Source organism: Hoeflea sp. TYP-13 (assembly GCF_040932035.1).
GTDB lineage: Bacteria > Pseudomonadota > Alphaproteobacteria > Rhizobiales > Rhizobiaceae > Hoeflea_A.
The window spans coordinates 336,631-352,666 of sequence record NZ_JBFRBB010000004.1 but is presented as its reverse complement, the minus strand read 5'-3'; the positions used below and the strand labels follow the sequence as shown (position 1 = coordinate 352,666).

General features: G+C 58.6%; 17 protein-coding genes. 8 read left to right on the top strand and 9 right to left on the bottom strand.

All coding sequences use genetic code 11. The features are described from left to right. Positions 1–134: 134 nt before the first annotated feature. Complete coding sequence (locus ABVT35_RS21930) at positions 135–752, bottom strand: DedA family protein (protein ID WP_368469349.1); 618 nt, start codon at positions 750–752, stop codon at positions 135–137. A 93-nt stretch (positions 753–845) separates the two neighbouring features. Continuing rightward, complete coding sequence (locus tag ABVT35_RS21925) at positions 846–1,133, bottom strand: hypothetical protein (protein WP_368469347.1); 288 nt, start codon at positions 1,131–1,133, stop codon at positions 846–848. A 314-nt stretch (positions 1,134–1,447) separates the two neighbouring features. Between ABVT35_RS21925 and ABVT35_RS21920 the strand changes: the two genes are divergently transcribed. After that, positions 1,448–1,858, top strand: a complete 411-nt coding sequence (locus ABVT35_RS21920) for a cytochrome c (protein ID WP_368469345.1) — start codon at positions 1,448–1,450, stop codon at positions 1,856–1,858. Positions 1,859–2,043: 185 nt separating this feature from the next. On the opposite strand, the gene ABVT35_RS21915 is transcribed toward ABVT35_RS21920, so the two are convergent. Next, entirely contained in the window at positions 2,044–2,505 is a 462-nt protein-coding gene (locus ABVT35_RS21915) for a hypothetical protein (RefSeq protein ID WP_368469343.1), read from the bottom strand. A 249-nt stretch (positions 2,506–2,754) separates the two neighbouring features. On the opposite strand from ABVT35_RS21915, the gene ABVT35_RS21910 reads away from it, so the two are divergent. The 4 genes from ABVT35_RS21910 to ABVT35_RS21895 all read left to right on the top strand — a co-directional run bounded on the left by ABVT35_RS21910 (position 2,755) and on the right by ABVT35_RS21895 (position 5,210). After that, positions 2,755–3,003: a hypothetical protein gene (locus ABVT35_RS21910; protein ID WP_368469341.1), complete on the top strand. Its 249-nt coding sequence runs from the start codon at positions 2,755–2,757 to the stop codon at positions 3,001–3,003. 193 nt (positions 3,004–3,196) lie between these two features. Next, the gene (locus ABVT35_RS21905) at positions 3,197–3,652 is read left to right on the top strand and encodes a DUF411 domain-containing protein (protein WP_368469340.1); all 456 of its coding nucleotides are present in this window, start codon (positions 3,197–3,199) and stop codon (positions 3,650–3,652) included. Positions 3,653–3,658: 6 nt separating this feature from the next. Then, positions 3,659–4,339 (top strand): L,D-transpeptidase, encoded by a 681-nt coding sequence (locus ABVT35_RS21900; RefSeq protein ID WP_368469338.1) that lies wholly within the window; start codon positions 3,659–3,661, stop codon positions 4,337–4,339. A 154-nt stretch (positions 4,340–4,493) separates the two neighbouring features. Further along, on the top strand, positions 4,494–5,210 hold the full coding sequence (locus tag ABVT35_RS21895; RefSeq protein WP_368469336.1) for a pentapeptide repeat-containing protein: 717 nt from the start codon (positions 4,494–4,496) through the stop codon (positions 5,208–5,210). 296 nt (positions 5,211–5,506) lie between these two features. Here ABVT35_RS21895 and ABVT35_RS21890 read toward each other — a convergent pair whose 3' ends face one another. From ABVT35_RS21890 to ABVT35_RS21865, 6 genes are all read right to left on the bottom strand, one after another. Then, positions 5,507–7,174, bottom strand: a complete 1,668-nt coding sequence (locus ABVT35_RS21890) for an acyl-CoA dehydrogenase family protein (protein WP_368469334.1) — start codon at positions 7,172–7,174, stop codon at positions 5,507–5,509. 116 nt (positions 7,175–7,290) lie between these two features. After that, positions 7,291–8,523 (bottom strand): Tm-1-like ATP-binding domain-containing protein, encoded by a 1,233-nt coding sequence (locus ABVT35_RS21885; RefSeq protein ID WP_368469332.1) that lies wholly within the window; start codon positions 8,521–8,523, stop codon positions 7,291–7,293. Between the two features lie 24 nt (positions 8,524–8,547). Next, positions 8,548–10,032, bottom strand: a complete 1,485-nt coding sequence (locus ABVT35_RS21880; RefSeq protein ID WP_368469330.1) for an aldehyde dehydrogenase — start codon at positions 10,030–10,032, stop codon at positions 8,548–8,550. Then, complete coding sequence (locus tag ABVT35_RS21875) at positions 10,025–11,515, bottom strand: tripartite tricarboxylate transporter permease (RefSeq protein WP_368469328.1); 1,491 nt, start codon at positions 11,513–11,515, stop codon at positions 10,025–10,027. The genes ABVT35_RS21880 and ABVT35_RS21875 overlap by 8 nt, the downstream gene beginning before the upstream one ends. 10 nt (positions 11,516–11,525) lie before the next feature. Then, positions 11,526–12,071: a tripartite tricarboxylate transporter TctB family protein gene (locus tag ABVT35_RS21870; RefSeq protein WP_368469326.1), complete on the bottom strand. Its 546-nt coding sequence runs from the start codon at positions 12,069–12,071 to the stop codon at positions 11,526–11,528. Positions 12,072–12,132: 61 nt separating this feature from the next. Beyond that, positions 12,133–13,068: a tripartite tricarboxylate transporter substrate-binding protein gene (locus ABVT35_RS21865; RefSeq protein WP_368469324.1), complete on the bottom strand. Its 936-nt coding sequence runs from the start codon at positions 13,066–13,068 to the stop codon at positions 12,133–12,135. Positions 13,069–13,216: 148 nt separating this feature from the next. Here ABVT35_RS21865 and ABVT35_RS21860 point away from each other — a divergent pair, with 148 nt between their 5' ends. From ABVT35_RS21860 to ABVT35_RS21850, 3 genes are read left to right on the top strand one after another with little or no spacing between them, the layout of a single operon-like run. Continuing rightward, positions 13,217–13,996, top strand: a complete 780-nt coding sequence (locus ABVT35_RS21860) for an IclR family transcriptional regulator (RefSeq protein WP_368469322.1) — start codon at positions 13,217–13,219, stop codon at positions 13,994–13,996. After that, positions 13,993–14,652 carry an HAD-IA family hydrolase gene (locus tag ABVT35_RS21855; protein ID WP_368469320.1) on the top strand — a complete coding sequence of 220 codons (660 nt, stop codon included), beginning with the start codon at positions 13,993–13,995 and terminating at the stop codon, positions 14,650–14,652. Before ABVT35_RS21860 ends, ABVT35_RS21855 begins: the two co-directional genes overlap by 4 nt. Then, positions 14,649–16,004, top strand: coding sequence for an aminotransferase class III-fold pyridoxal phosphate-dependent enzyme (locus tag ABVT35_RS21850; protein ID WP_368469318.1), 1,356 nt, complete (start codon positions 14,649–14,651; stop codon positions 16,002–16,004). The genes ABVT35_RS21855 and ABVT35_RS21850 overlap by 4 nt, the downstream gene beginning before the upstream one ends. The last annotated feature ends 32 nt before the right edge of the window (positions 16,005–16,036 follow it).

The window sequence follows — 16,036 nt, the reverse complement described above, 5'->3', positions numbered from 1 at the left end:
TTGAAAAACACGGCCGGCGTACCAATGCAAAAGCACGAAGCGATGGCAATCGCCCGTAAAACGGGAGGGCGCAAAGCGGTCACTTTTGCGGCGCGGTCAACAGACGCCATCTTTCAACCATATTGCGGCCCGCGCTACCTGGACCGCCGGCTCCACATCCACGCCACAACTCCGGCTATGGCAAGAATGACAATGAGCGCGGGCACAACGATCATGGCGATGAGCGACAGGTGGTGCCACAGGTTAGGCAGGACCGAAACATCCTTGCCGAAGTGGTAGGCGAGCATTGCCCAAAAGCCCACCCAGAGCGCGGCGCCGACCGCATTGGCAATCAGAAATCTGAGCCAGTGCATGCCGGCAGTGCCCGCCGCTATGCCGTTAAGCTGACGCAGCAGGACAAAAAACCGGGCAAAGGCGACAATCACAGGACCACGTTTCTGGATAAGAATTTCTGCTTTTTGCAGCCGTTCATGGGTGATGCCAAAGCGGCTGCCGTGGCGGACAATCAGTGGCCGGCCCAGCCTGCGTCCGATCAGATACCCGACATTGTCGCCAGTCACGGCCGCTGCAAAAGAGGTCAGCGCCACGGCATAGATATTCAGCTGTCCAAGGGCGGCAAGGCCGGAGGCGAAAATGATCAGCGTCTCGCCCGGCAGCGGCAAACCCAGCGCCTCCAGAAAAACATCGGCAAACAGCCCCGGCAAACCGAATTGCCGGACGAGCGGTTCGACGTTGGTCAGCCATGTCGGCACGAATTGCGGTCTCCGGTCGGCGGATGCACTAGGCTCCGGGTTTCATATCACACACGCATTGTCGCAAATTCAAATCAGCAAACCGGTTGCAGATCAGCAGAATGCATACGGATCGGCAATGTTTGCACAGTAACGGGGCCTCGATGCGGCGATCGTTGCCGCCTGCCGCTGCGAGATTGCCCGATCGCGCTCGAGAATGGCGGCCTGGATGCACTGGGCATAGGCCGTTGTTCCGGGCTTAAAGCCAAATGCCTTGCAATCTGCGGACTTGGTGTCGATGAGCGCCTGTTTGTCGACAGGGTCCAACCGGTCGAATGTCATCTGCGCCTGGCACCCGGCCAGCAATACGCAAACACTGAACACCAAAATCAATCTGTACATGCTCATCCTCGCAATGGACCGCGGGTTGAACCTATGGATGCCAAAAGGGGATGTCCAGTCGCGTCATGCCACTGCATCCTTGACCTTCCACCTACTGGAACCCCTACATATCCATCTGAACAACCATAGTCACAAAATTGGAGTCTGCCATGATGGATATGATGAACAATTGGAGCGTGATGCCGATGGGATTTGGAATGCTTGCCGGCGTGCTCATAATCCTCGGCGCCGGTGTTGTCATCGGATACGTTATCGGAAGGTCGCACTAGACCGTGACTTCAAATTCCGCAAACATTCGACAGGATATCTGATCCATGCGCCGTGACGTTGGACTTGCCTTAATTGCCACCCTTGCAGCAGCTGTTCTTTGGTGGCTGGTGCAAGGAACAGTCAATACGCCGGGCGGGTCGGTCATGGTGACCGTCAGCGTTCCCCAACTCTCAGATGCCGCAGCTCAGGGCAAAGAGATTTTTGACGCAAACTGCGGCACCTGCCACGGCGAAAACGCGTCAGGACGCGACGGGTTCGGCCCACCCCTGGTGCACAAGATTTACGAGCCCGGCCACCACGGCGATGCCGCATTTCAGCTTGCGGTCAAAAACGGTGTGCGGGCCCATCACTGGACGTTCGGCAATATGCCTGCGGTAGAAGGGATCAACTCGGCGCAGGTCGAGAAAATTGTGCTGTATGTGCGGGAACTGCAAAGGGGCAACGGAATCCAATGAGGTTTCGAACCGCCGGCAACAGACCGGTGTTTGCGTTTGGGGCGCACCGGTGATGTGGGTAGCCCTCCCGGCATTGCTGCCCGTTGGCGGGATGCCGACCCACGCAGCAACAAATCCGCGGATCATGTTCATGCCCGCAACGCACAACCATGGCAAGCCTGTGAAAGAGCGCTCGCATCCTGCCCCTATGGATTTGCTCCCCTGATTTGCCGTCTGGAAAACCAGACCACAAGGAGCGGAATAAAAATCCATTGCAGCAGTGGGCTGAGGCCTGTTCCAAACGGCGGAACCAGCGGCATCAGTTCAGAATAGGTCCAGCGCAGCGAGATATTGGTGTAATAGAATTCGAAACCCACCGTCAAAGCGATCCCTACCGCCAGGAAAACCAGCAGATTCGGCGCGGTCGGAGCCAAAATCCATTGCCGTGAGCGAGCGGCAATGCTGGTGACCCAGAATGCGGTGAGTGCAAAACCCACATCGCCAAAGGTTGCGGACGTACACAGTTTGATGCCGTCCCAATGGTTCATCTCGATCATGCCCGCATAGGTCGGCGCCTGGATGAACTCCCAGAGATAATGAAGCAGGAACGAAAAAACGGCGACATTGAACTCGGGCGAGGATGTTATCCTCTTAAATGCATCTGACATCAGTCTCTTCCAATTTGCCCAAGGATAGAGATTCCAGTAGATGGAAGGTCAAGAGCACCCGGCGGATATGTTGCTCTGTGTCAAATTGACCGGCCTTGCTCACGATTGCGTGAAGCCGGAACTCTGGAAATCGAGAACCCGACAGGCTATTCAAACGACATGAGGAAATGGGTTTGTGCGTTTGTTGTGCTGCTTTTCACCGCGACGTTCGGTTTCGCGGCGCATGGGCCGTCGACGCAGCAAATGCCAATGAGCATGACAGCAAAAACCGTGGAAACCGGACCGATTGCCGGTCTGGTGGCCGAAACGGTTTCCCATTGCTGCGCGGACAAGCTGGCCAAGAGCCGAACGGCGGCACCGTGCTCCGTCGATTGCTCCTTCCTGCCGGCATCCAGCAATATTACGGTCCTGCGCGCATTGCAGGATTATGACGAGGAAACATACGCGCCGCCGCCGACACCTGCCGACGGCAGGCTGCATCGTCCGCCAATTGTCTGATTGTTGAACCGGCGGGCCGCCGGTTCGGGTGCATAAACAATCAGGAGCATTCACCACCAATTGAGAGATGGCTGCCATTCTGGCACCGTTTTGCCGTTTTTATCCGGCAATTCGATCCATGCGGCAAGGGTGATGAAATCTCCTCATCCAACAATGGCTCCCAGGCAAACAAGAGCCGAAGAAGGACAGAACGATGAGACAGTTTCAGACAATGCTGCTTGCAGCAATTATTGGCCTATCCGGATGGGCCGCCGCCGATGCCGGCGAAAAGCCAAAAATGACGGTATTCAAGACACCCTGGTGCGGGTGCTGTGAAGCCTGGACCGAAATCATGACGGCGGAAGGATATGACGTCACGGTCAGGGATCTGGAAGATCTCGATCCGATCAAGAAGCAGGCCGGTGTCCCGGACAATATGCAGGGCTGCCACACTGCGGTCCTGGACAATTACGTGCTGGAAGGCCATGTGCCGGTGGCGGCAATCGACAAGCTTCTCAGCGAACGCCCGGCGGTTCGCGGGATTGCCGTTCCGGGCATGCCGCAGGGCGCACCCGGCATGGGCGACGATCCCGATGCGAACTACACGGTCTACAGCATTGGACATGACGCGTCGGAAACGGGCGCGGTCTTTTTCGAGGCCGGAAAGTAGGGTGTCATGGTGTCACGTTTCAATCCAAACCGCCGCCAGTTTCTGGCGGGATCGGCAAGCCTTTGCGGGCTTGCCGTAGCCGGGTGCTCGACGACGACCGACGAGCTGCCTTTGAACCCGGCGCGTCCGCAGGTCAGCCGAACCTATGCGCTTATGTACGGGCCGGTGCCCGGCGAGCGCTTTCCAATTCCCGCCGTCGATCTCAACCGCGTGCCTGAGAAGTACTATCGGCGGCAGGTCAACTATTTCGGCCCTGAGGCACCCGGCACCATCGTCGTCAATACGCGGCAGTTTTACCTCTATCTCGTGCAGGAAGATCGTAGCGCCATGCGTTACGGCGTGGGTCTCGGCAGAGCCGGCTTCGAGTGGTCGGGGCGCGCCCGTGTCGGTTGGAAACAGGTGTGGCCCAAATGGACCCCTCCGGCCGAAATGATCCGCCGGCAACCGGAACTGGAGCGCTGGAGCGCGGACAATGGCGGCATGCCGCCGGGGCTCGATAATCCACTTGGTGCGCGAGCGCTCTACATATTTCAGGGCAAAGTCGACACGCTGTACCGCATCCACGGCTCACCCGAATACTGGACCATCGGCAAGGCGGTCTCGAGCGGCTGTGTGCGGATGATGAACCAGGATATCATCGATCTTTACAGCCGTGTGCCGACACATTCGCAAATCCTGGTCGTATAATCGGAGCGGCATCGCGTCATCGGGTGACTATCAGGCTCCGGTGGCGCTTATGCCGCATGTTCCGGTTTTGAAGACACGGATTTTTCATTATGTTGCCGCCATTGTGAGTTGTACATTTGTACATTCCCCTAGGCGTTTAACCGGAGCGATTCTCATGCCCATTTCCCGCTTTTCAATTTGCGCTTCCCTGGTTTCGGCTATTGCGGTGACGGCATTGACCGGGTTCGTTTCGCCTGCCATGGCAGGCTGCTCGGACGGGCCGGGCCAGGGCGTCGACTGGTCCGACTGCCGCAAGCGCAATCTGATCCTCAAAGGCACCACGCTGACCGGCGCGGATCTGCGCGGTACAGACTTCACGTCCACCGATTTGCGCGATTCGAAGCTTAACGATGCCGATATGACCAAGGCCAATCTGCTGAAGGCGCATTTGGACGGATCCACCCTGGTTGGCGCAAATCTGACCAAGGTCGTCGGATTTCGTTCGCAGTTCCACAATACCGATCTGACAAATGCCAATTTCGAAAAATCGGAACTGCAACGCTCCGATTTTTCCGGCTCAACACTGCACGACACGAATTTTGCCAAGGCCGAACTCGGCCGCTCAACATTTTCCGGAGCCAATCTCAGCAATGTCAATTTTGATTTTGCGATACTGGCACGCGCCGATTTCCGCGGAGCAGATCTTACCGGCCCGATCAACTTCACATCGGCCTATCTGTTTTTGACCCGTTTTGAGGGGACCGATCTTTCAGGGACCACCGGGCTGATACAAACACAACTCGAATTGAGTTGCGGCGATGCGGAAACAGTGCTGCCGGCAGGCTTGAATCCGCCCGAAAGCTGGCCTTGCGACGACGATACGGTGAATTAGAGCGTTTCTTGTTCATACGGGATCATTTGACCGAGGCTATTTTGGTTTCGGACAAGGCGGGTTGCGCGCCGTGGTGTTTGCCCACCACAAGCGCAAGCCAACACAGTCAGAGGGCAAAATAGCCCGGCCCGTTCAGCATTGCATATCAATAGCATAGCCCTTTTGAGGGTGGGGAAAATCGGCCCATCGGCGTTGTTGCGCCGCTTGCCCGATGCACCACATCGCACTGTGCGACGCGCCTAACCGAGTGAGCCGATTTTCCGCCATCAAATGATCCCGTATGAACAAGAAACGCTCTAGCCCGGCATAGCGCGTTCAATGATCGTGTCAAAATCAACATTTGCCGGCAGAGCGCCATAGGCGCCGGACCAGCGGGACCCGAGCCGCGACGCGCAAAATGCATCCGAGACGGCCGAGGGCGCATAACGCACGAGCAGGGCGCCCTGCAGCGCCAGCGCCATCATTTCCGTCACGCCGCGCGCCCGCAGCTCAAGATCGGACTGATCGGAGAGCGCGTCCTTAACGCCATCGATTGCCATATCCAGCTTCGCATGTGCTCCGCGCGCAAGCTCCAGCTCTCCCAGAACCGCCGGGATAGCGGCTTCCTCGCGGAACATGGCCCGCAGGACATCGAGGCACATGACATTGCCGGACCCCTCCCAGATACTGTTGATCGGAACTTCCCGGTAAAGGCGCGGCATGATCGATTCCTCGACGTAGCCTGGACCGCCATGGCATTCCATCGCCTCGAAAATGTGACCGGGCGCACGCTTGCAATTCCAGTATTTTCCAAGCGCCGTGCCGATCCGGGCAAAAGCAGCGGAGGTCTCGTCGCTCCCCGCCTCGTCCATCGCCCGGGCAATGCGCAGCGCAAGCGCCAGCGCAGCTTCCGATTCCACCGCGAGATCCGCAAGCACGTTGCGCATCAGCGGCTGCTGGATCAGCCGTTTCTGGAATGCCGACCGGTTGCTTGTGTGGTGCAGCGCCTGGACAAGGCCCTGACGCATAAGGGCCGCCGAACTGATGCAGCAATAGATGCGCGTGCCCTGCACCATATCGATGATGGTGCGCACACCGCGGCCCTCATCGCCGACCATGACGCCGTAGGTGTCGAGAAACTCCATTTCCGACGATGCGTTGGAACGGTTGCCGAGCTTGTCCTTGAGACGCTGGATCATCAGATTGTTGCGCTCGCCGTCCGGGCGCCAGCGCGGCACCAGGAAGCAGCTCAGACCGCCCTCGGAGTAGGCGAGCGTCAGGAATGCGTCCGACATGGGCGCAGAGCAGAAAAACTTGTGCCCGGTCAGAAGATATTCTGCGCCCTTGCCGGTGGCAGGCCCAATGGGTTCGGCGCGCGTGGAGTTGGCGCGCACATCAGATCCGCCCTGTTTTTCGGTCATGAACATGCCAATCGTGGCACCGGACTTGTCCGTCACCGGAATATCGCGCGGATCATAGGCACTTGAAAGCAGCCGAGGGACCCATTCATCGGCAACCTGCGGCGTCGTGCGCAGGGCCGGAATCGCAGCATAGGTCATCGCCATCGGACAAAGCACACCGCCCTCGGGCTGGTTGAACATGTAAACCAGTGCCATATGCGCGACCTGGGCTCCGGGGCCTTCATGGTTCCAGGCAAAACTGCCTGTCCCGCGCTCTTTCGCGACCGTCATCAGATCATGATAGGCAGGGTGGAAGTCGACCTGATTGATGCGCATACCGTAACGGTCGAAAGGCCTGATTTCCGGTATATGACGATTGGCCTGGTCGGCTTTTTCGAAAATGTCGGAGGAGCCGGCAGCCTTTCCCATGGCTGCCAGGTCATCGGCCGCCCAGCCGCCGCCCTCGCGCTCAACACCCTCGCGAAGCGCCGTATCGTCGCACCACAAATCCTGATCGCCCATATGCGGCGGCATGTTGATGACTTCATGGGTTGCAAGCTGCGCCTGCGGTTTCCTCGGGATCATTGCAGCGGCTCCGGCCAAATGCGTTCAAGCTTGAACAATAGATTGGCACTTTATGTCCGCTTCATGCAAATCAAATCGCACCCAAATCGGTCGGGCATAACCCGGCGGCACGATAATTAGCGGGTGATAAGGCCCTTTTCGAGCCACCCGTCAAAGATCTCCAGTGCCGCGTCGGCAAATTCGTCGTCATTGATGTGACAATCGAGTTCGCGGAAATCCACATTAGGCGGCATGGATTTGCGCATTTCATCCAGAAACGCGCCGAGCCCTTCCGGATCATGCAGATCGGCGCCCTCCCGGTCCCATTCGCCATAGCCCTTGTTGGGCATCAGGAAGGCCGTCGGCCCTTTTGCCTGCGCCAGTCTCTCAGCGTGCGCGCGGGCAACCTCACGGCGTTCTTCCGCATTCAATACGATCGAGTTGATCAACCGGTTGTGGGTATGGTTCGGATGGTTTGCCCATTTGTCGGCAACGCCCTGCCAGGCGACGATATCGACAAGATCGTAACATCCGGCGGAGACGATCTGCGGCACCCGGTGAGTGCCGGCGGCCATCAGACGGTCGGGACCCGCAGAAATGCTTGAACCATGAACGTAATTGCCGACTTCCTGGGTGCAGAAATCCATGACGCAGGCAAATGCACCCTGGGCGGCAAGACCTTCAAAGGCCCGGCCTCCCATGCCGGTGGCGTGAAAAACCGCCAGATCGAAGCCGCGCTCCTCAAGTTCAGGTTTGAGACGCAGCATATAGCGCAGCGCGCTGGAGCCGAGGCTCGTCATGCCGACAAGCGGCCGGTCCCGAGCCGGCGCCTCAACCGCCCTTGCGGCACCGAGAACCGCACCGGCCGCTTGCGACAGGGAGGATTTGCAGATGGCGTTGAGCCCGTAGAGACCGCCCGCCCACAGGATCATCTGCACATCGGGCGCAAGCCGCTCGGGCGGCAGCATGGATGAAAAAGAGACGGTCGAGACGATATATTTAGGAACACCGACGGGAAGAGCCGATGTTACGTCCAGCGCCAGATCCGTGCCCATCGAGCCACCGAGCAGGATAACGCCGTCAAACACCCGGTCCTGCCACAGTTTCAGGCAAAGCGCCGCGCAGCCATCGGCCATGATCTGCATTGCGGTATTCTCGTCGCCCGAATCGATCGCCGCCTTAATCGAGGAGCCGCCGGCTTCGGCAACATTGTGCTTGGAATAGTCCGTTGGTGTCGAGGGATCCCCAAGCACACTGACATCCATGGTCAGAACCTGGCCGCCCTGCGAGCGGATGCGCGAGGCGACATAATTCAGCTCGTCATCCTTGGTGTCGTAGGTTCCGATGATCAGGATCGTCTTGTCGGACATGGCGTTTCCTTCATCAAGATGCGTCTAGAGCTGAATCCATGCGGTCTTCAGATCGACATATTTGTCGAGCGCGTGCAGCGACTTGTCGTGGCCATTGCCGGACTGCTTGACGCCGCCCAACGGCACTGTTCCATCCGCACCGCCATAGGTATTGACGTGAATGACCCCGGTTTTGACCTTCCGGATCATCCGGTGGGCCCGTGACAGGTCCGCCGTCCAGACGGCACCGGCAAGGCCGAAATCGCTGTCATTGGCGATTGCCACGGCCTCTTCTTCCGTGTCGAATGTTATGACGGCAAGCACCGGGCCGAAAACCTCTTTCTGGGCGATCGTATCACCGGATTTGACGCCCGTCAGGACGGTCGGCTCCATGTAATAGCCACCGGTTTCCTCCAGGATGCGGCTCCCGCCGGTCACGCGTTCCGCGCCCTCCTTTTGCGCCGTTTCAACAAAACCAATATTGCCCTCAAGCTGGACCAGGCTGTTGACCGCGCCGATATCGCTGGCGAGATCAAGCGGATCGCCAACCGAAAAGCCTTCGGCGTTTTTTGCCAAGGCCGCGACAAAGTCGTCGTGAATGTCCCGCTGCACCAGAAGCCGGGAACCGGCAACGCAAACTTGACCTGAGTTTCGGAAAATACCGGAGGCGGAAACCTTTGCGGCGCGGTCGAGATCAGGCGCATCGGCAAATACGATGTTCGGCGATTTGCCGCCGAGTTCGAGATAGCAGCGCTTGAGATTGGAGCGGGCCGAATATTCGAGCAGCCGGCGACCGGTCGGTCCGGAGCCGGTAAAGGCAAGAACGTCGACATCCATCGACAATCCGAGCACCTCGCCAACAACCGACCCTTTACCGGTAACGACGTTGAGCACGCCGTCAGGCAGGCCTGCCTCCGAGGCGAGTTCGGCAAGGCGCAACAGTGACAGGGATGCGGTCTCGGCCGGCTTCAGGACCATGCTATTGCCTGCCGCAAGCGCCGGCGCAATCTTCCACGAACCGATCATCAGCGGAAAGTTCCAGGGGACAATAGCGCCGACTACGCCGACAGGCTCCTTGTGCACGAGAGCCAGAATATCGTCAGCCGTCGGAGCAATTTCGCCAAAGACCTTGTCGATCGCCTCGGCATAGTAGCGGAACGTGCTGGCGGCAGATCCGGCCTCGGCCTTGAAGGCCATGTTGATTTCCGTACCGTTGTCGCGAACGCCGAGCACGGAAAGGGCAAGAGCCTCGCGCTCGATGAGGTCGGCAAGCCTGTGCAGCACTTTCTTGCGGCCGGCGGGCGCCATGCGGGACCAGCGGCCGTCGTCAAAGGCCTGCCGCGCAGATGCGATGGCGCCTTCCATGTCTTGGGCTGTCGCCCGCTCGATTGTGGTCAGCACATTTCCGTCTATCGGGCTTATGACATCCAGCGTACCGCCGTTGCCGGCCCGCCAGTCGCCGTCGATGAAAAGCTTCTGGGCTGGGACGGTGTGTTGCCGCAACGTATCGATTGCGTGCTGATCAAGCATGTTCGGTTCTTTCGGCTTTGCGGTTTTTGATCAACGTTCTGACGTGCATGACGATGATGATGACAATCGCGCAGAACAGAATGAAGGCGATGGGCCGGTCGATAAAATCAAGCGGCGTCTTGACCCGCGCCATGGACGCCCTGAGCTTGACCTCCATGATCTGCCCGAGAACCATGCCGAGAATGATCGGAACAATGGGCAGGCGAAGCCGTTTGAGGACAAATCCGATGAACCCGAAAACGGCGGCTATGACACAATCCCAGGCGCTGTTGCGCAGCGAGTAGACGCCGACAAAGGCAAGGGTGAGGATCATCACGCCAAGGAACCGGGTCGGTATGCGAATGACCTGCAGCAGCATGTTGGTCGAAAAAAGCAGGAAGACGAGCACCATTACATTGAGGATGAGCAGCGCCAGATAAAGCGCCATGACGAAGTCAAGCTGGTTCTGGAAGAGCTGCGGGCCGGGCACGACATTATGGACGTAAAAGACCGTCAGCATCATCGCTGTCAGCGCTTCGCCGGGCACGCCGAGCGCCAGGAGCGGGATCATCGCGGCACCCGGAACGGCATTGTTCGAAGCCTCCGATGCAATCAGCCCCTCGGGCGCGCCCTTGCCGAATTCATCGGGCGTTTTCGACCGCCGCTGGGCAAATGTGTAGGACAGGAACTGCGCCATGAACTCGCCGACACCGGGGATCATGCCCATGACAACGCCGAAGCCGGACGAAGCTGTGGCCGTGCCGGGGTATTTGAACACCTCGCCAAGCCCCTGAAACAGGCCGCCTGAAACCGGCTTTGTCTCGGGACTTTCATCCCGGCCGACAAGCAGCACAAAGGCCTGGCTGAGAGCAAAGAGCCCGAGAACGACAACGATGAGATTTATGCCGGACGCCAGGAAATTAAGATCGAAGGTGAAGCGGCGCGTCAGCGTCGCCGTGTGCAGACCGATCGTATTGATGAATATGCCGAAAAACACCAGGAAGGCTGCAATGACCGACTGTCCGCGATGCACGATGACGGCAAGCACCAGGCCCAGCAGTGCGGCGAGAAAGATCTCCCGCGAGCCAAAATGAGGGGCGATCGAGGCGAGAAGCGGCGACAGGATGATCAGGCAAAGGACGGAAAATATGCCGCCGAAAAACGACGCGGAATAGGCAAGGCTGAGAGCCCTTCTGCCTTCGCCGCGCTGCGTCAGCGGATAACCGTCATAGGTGGTCAGCGCGTTGACCGCCGTTCCGGGCGTGTTGATCAGCACCGCCGGTATGGCACCGCCATACATGGAGGAGCCATAGATGCCGAGAAGTATCGTGAGGCCGACGATGGGATCGAAGGAGAATGTCGCCGGCAGCAAAATGGCAATGGCGACGGCCGCGCCGACACCGGGAATGGCGCCGATAATCACACCACCGACAGAACCGATGAGGAGAGCGGCGACGACATCCCAGCGGGCAAGTATCGCAAATCCGTCGAGAACAATATCCATCGCTAACCGCTCACAGGTAAAGGATCATGAAGTTTCGCAAGGTGTCCGGCAGGTATTCATAAAGCGCCCCACCCGGAACGCGGACCTGCAGGAAACCCTTGAACAATATGACAATAAAGGCTCCCATCAGCGCGGCGGACAGAAGGACACGCGATGACGAATACCCCATGCGCCTTGCAAGCAACGGACTAAACACAACTGAAGTCGGCAGGTAACCGACGACCGGTACGATGAAGACGTAAGCCATGAACCAGATCGGAAATTCCAGGCAGCGCAGCCACACTACCAGTTCGCGTCGGTCCCAGGATACATATCGTTCGGACCGAAGGGACTGCGCCAGATAGAGCAGCGCACAAACGGTCATGCCGATGAGGCTAATGCCGGGCCAGAAGGCCGGTTGCTTCAACAACGCGCTTCCGTTCTTCCATTGCGTCTGTTCGCCGATGAGAGCAAGGAGCCCGGCCGACAGGACGACAATTGCAATGGCGAAATAGCGGTCGCCGCCGAGCCGCTCGGCGGCTGCGATCTGCTCGAGTTTGGGGGTTTCATCTGCCATGGGAGCCAATCCCGCAATAAAGCCGTTGCCGCCGCCCGTTCAGGCGGCGGCATTACCGGCTTCAGTTTGCCAGCATTTTTTCGATTGCGGCAGTGGTGGCGATGTCCTTTTTGATCTGCTCTGCCGATTCATCGGCACCGAGCCAGTAGATCTGCGCGCCGGTATTTTTGGCCACTTCCTGGGCGCGATCCGACATCACCGTTTCCTTGGCAACGGCAATGATCTTGTCGCGTACATCCTGCGGCGTGTCCTTATGTACGAAGAGGCCGTTCCAGAGCGAAACCGCAAGGCTCGGCTCGACCTCACCGACGGTGGGCGAATCGGGCGTCTTGGCGATACGCTCTCCGGTGATCGAAGCCAGCACGTTTACATCCTCGAGACACGGCAAAATCAGCTGCAACGTGGTGTTGATGACATCGACGTCGCCCGAAGCGAGCGTGTTGCAGTCCAGAGCATCAAAGGCCGCTTCCGAGCCCCATTCGAAGCCCATCTGCTTGGCTAGCGCAAAGGAAACCTGTGTCGGAATGAGGAAGGAGCCGAAATGGCCGAGCGCCTTGTCGTCCGTACCCTTCAGATCTTCGATGGTGTTGATGCCGCTGGCCTTGGACGACGCCATGACGAACGGATAGGTGATGAAAATGCCAAGCGGCTCGAACGGATCGGGATTGAGTTCGGGAATGCCGACCTGCGGTCCAACCACCGGTACACCAACCACGAATGAGCCGACCGTGTAGCCGTCCGCCGGTGCAACCGCGACTTCGGCGGCACCCGGGAACGGTCCGCCGTCGGAAGGCTTGTTGATGACGGCAGCGGCCACGCCGTATTTCGCCTGAAAGTCCTCGGCGATCATGCGGGTGATGACGTCCTCAAGATCGCCCGGCGGGAACGGCACGACGAACTCTACCGGTTTTTCCGGATACTCAGCCGTTGCCGTCGCCATCCCGAAGCTCGAGACCGCCAGTGCCGCCATCGCGACCGTTGAAATCAGTTTGCGCATAAATTCCTCCCTGGAAAGCACCCTGTTTAGACAAATCATTCCCAATCGGTTTAATATTTGAACCGCTGGTTTATTTTTAGCTTGAATTGAATCCGCTTATCTGTCAAGAAAAAACAGGCCAACTAATAAGAGGAGCTTTTCAAAAACGATGGGAACGGTTGATAAGGCCTTGTCATTGCTTGATTTTTTCTCCGAGTCGCGCCCTGAGATCGGACTGAGCGATCTCGCCCGGCTGGCCGGATACGACAAGGCCACAGTCCTGCGTCTGATGACTTCACTCGCTGATCGCGGCTTTGTTGAGCAAAATGTGAAGACGAGCAAATACCGCCTTGGGCCGGCCGTCCTCAGACTCGCCAACATCCGGGAATCGACATTTCCCCAGAAGGCATCCGCCCGCTCGATTTTGGAGCGCATGTCGGATGAGAGCGGTGAGACTGTCCATCTGTTGCTGCTTGGCAAGGACTACCTCGAAACCATCGATTTTATCGAATCAAGGGTTCATGCGATGCGCGTCCATATGGATGCCGGCGAACGCATTTCACTGCACGCATCAGCTTCGGGCCTTGCCTGCCTTGCATTCCTGCCCGCTGAAGATACTCACCGTATCCTTTCCGGAAAGCTGGAAAAGCTGACACCCCACACGGTTACGGACAAAAAAGCCCTGCTGGCGCTGTTGCCGTCGATCCGCAAGGAAGGCATTGCCGAAGTTGATCAGGTTTTCGAAGACGGCGTCTTTGGCATGGCGGCGCCGGTCTTTTCGTCCGACGGACAGGTTACCGGCGCCGTCGGCATCGCTACGCCCCGTTCCCGTGTGACCGACCCGTTCCGCAGGAAGGCGCACACGATCATCAAACAGGCCGCCAACGATATCACCACGGCCTGGGGAGGCGTTGAACCGCAAGGCGACGTCGAGGGAACAGCAGCATGACCAAAGCCCTTGTTCTCGATTTCGGTGGTGTTATCAGCCGCACATTGTTTGAAACCCACGCACTGACGGAAAAGGCGCTCGGGCTTGCCGACGGAACTCTTACCTGGCGCGGGCCGTTCGATCCGGCGAGCGATCCGCTGTGGCAATCCATGCAGGACGATAAGATCACCGAACGGGAATACTGGCTGCAGCGCACCCGGGACGTTGCCGCGCTTGCCGGCGAGAGCTGGACGCAAATGTCACAATTCGTCATTGCGGCCCGTGGCGCCGATCCAATGCCTGTGATCCGGCCCGAAGCGCTCGATGCGATAGAGCGGGCCCGCGCCGCCGGGTGCAAGCTCGCCATCCTGTCAAACGAGCTCGATCTTTTCTACGGCGCGGATTTTCGAAGGAAGCTGCCTTTTCTCGAAGAATTCGACGTCATTCACGACGCCACCTACACCAAGATCCTGAAACCCGACAGCCGGGCCTATCGGGCCTGCATCGGCGATCTGTCAGTCGAAGCCGGGGATTGCATTTTTGTCGACGACCAGGCGCGCAACATTCGCGGTGCCGATGCCGTTGGCATGAAGACCGTCCACTTTGATGTGTCGAGGCCGGGGGCAGGTTTTGCCCACGCGCTCGCACTGCTCGAAATTACCGGAGAAGCGCCATGAAAGATTCCAATTTCCTGAAGGAAAACAACGCCAAGTTCCTGTGGCATCCGATGGGCCATCCGGGCCAGCTAAGGACCAATACGCCAACGATCATCACCGGTGCATCCGGTGTGCGCATCAGGGACATAGACGGGCACGAGACCATCGATGCAGTCGGCGGATTGTGGAATGTGAATCTCGGATATTCATGCGATCCGGTCAAACAGGCGATAACCGGCCAGCTCGATGCGCTGCCCTATTACTCGGCCTTTGCCGGAACCTCCAACAATGCGGCGATTGAGCTCTCCTACGAGTTGCAGGACTGGTTCGGCTCGGACGGGCTGACCCGCGCCTTTTTTACCTCGGGCGGATCCGACTCGGTCGAAACGGCACTGCGGCTGGCGCGACAGTTCCACAAGGTGCGCGGTGAAACCGGGCGCACCAAGTTCCTCTCCCTCAAAAAGGGTTATCACGGCACCCATATGGGCGGCGCTTCGGTGAACGGCAACAACCGGTTCCGCACCGCCTATGAGCCGCTTCTGCCGGGCTGCTATCACATTCCTGCACCCTACACCTACCGCAACCCGTTCAACGAAAGCGATCCTGCCAAGCTTGCCGAACTGTGCGCACAGGCGCTCGAGGACGAAATCGCCTTCCAGGGAGCCGAGACAATCGCAGCCTTCATCATGGAGCCGGTGCTCGGCGCCGGCGGCATTATCCCGCCGCATGAAAGCTTCATGCCGAAAGTGCGTGATATCTGTTCGCGCAACGGTATCCTGCTGATTGCCGACGAGGTGATTACCGGTTTCGGCCGCACCGGCGACTGGTCGGGATCGCGGCACTGGGGCGTCAAACCGGACATGATGTGCCTGGCGAAGGCCATCACCAACGGATATTTCCCCTTCGGAGCGGTGATGATCACGAATGAAGTCGCCGAAACCTTTGAAAAGGATGAAACGGGCACAGCCAATATCGGCCATGGCTACACCTATTCCGCCCATCCGGTCGGTGCCGCGGCGGCGCTTGCCTGCCTTTCCGAGACCAAACGGTTGAACGTGTCTGAAAATGCCGCCGCGCGCGGCAGGGAGATGTTCTCAGGTGTCCAGCAGTTGATGAAGAAACACGCCCTTGTCGGCGATGTGCGCGGCGGGCACGGTCTGATGACGGCGGTCGAGCTGGTCGAAGATCGAGATACCAGGAAGCCAGCCGGCAAACCCATTGCTTCAGCCGTTGCGAAAACCGCCTATGAAAATGGTGTCATGGTCCGGGTTTCAGGCAACAATATCCTGTTGTCGCCACCGCTAATCATCGGTTCTGACGATGTGCAGCATATCATTTCAGGCCTCGATGCCGGATTGTCGGCTGCCGCATGAAAATTGCCAGGCCCCGTTTGGGGCCATCCGGT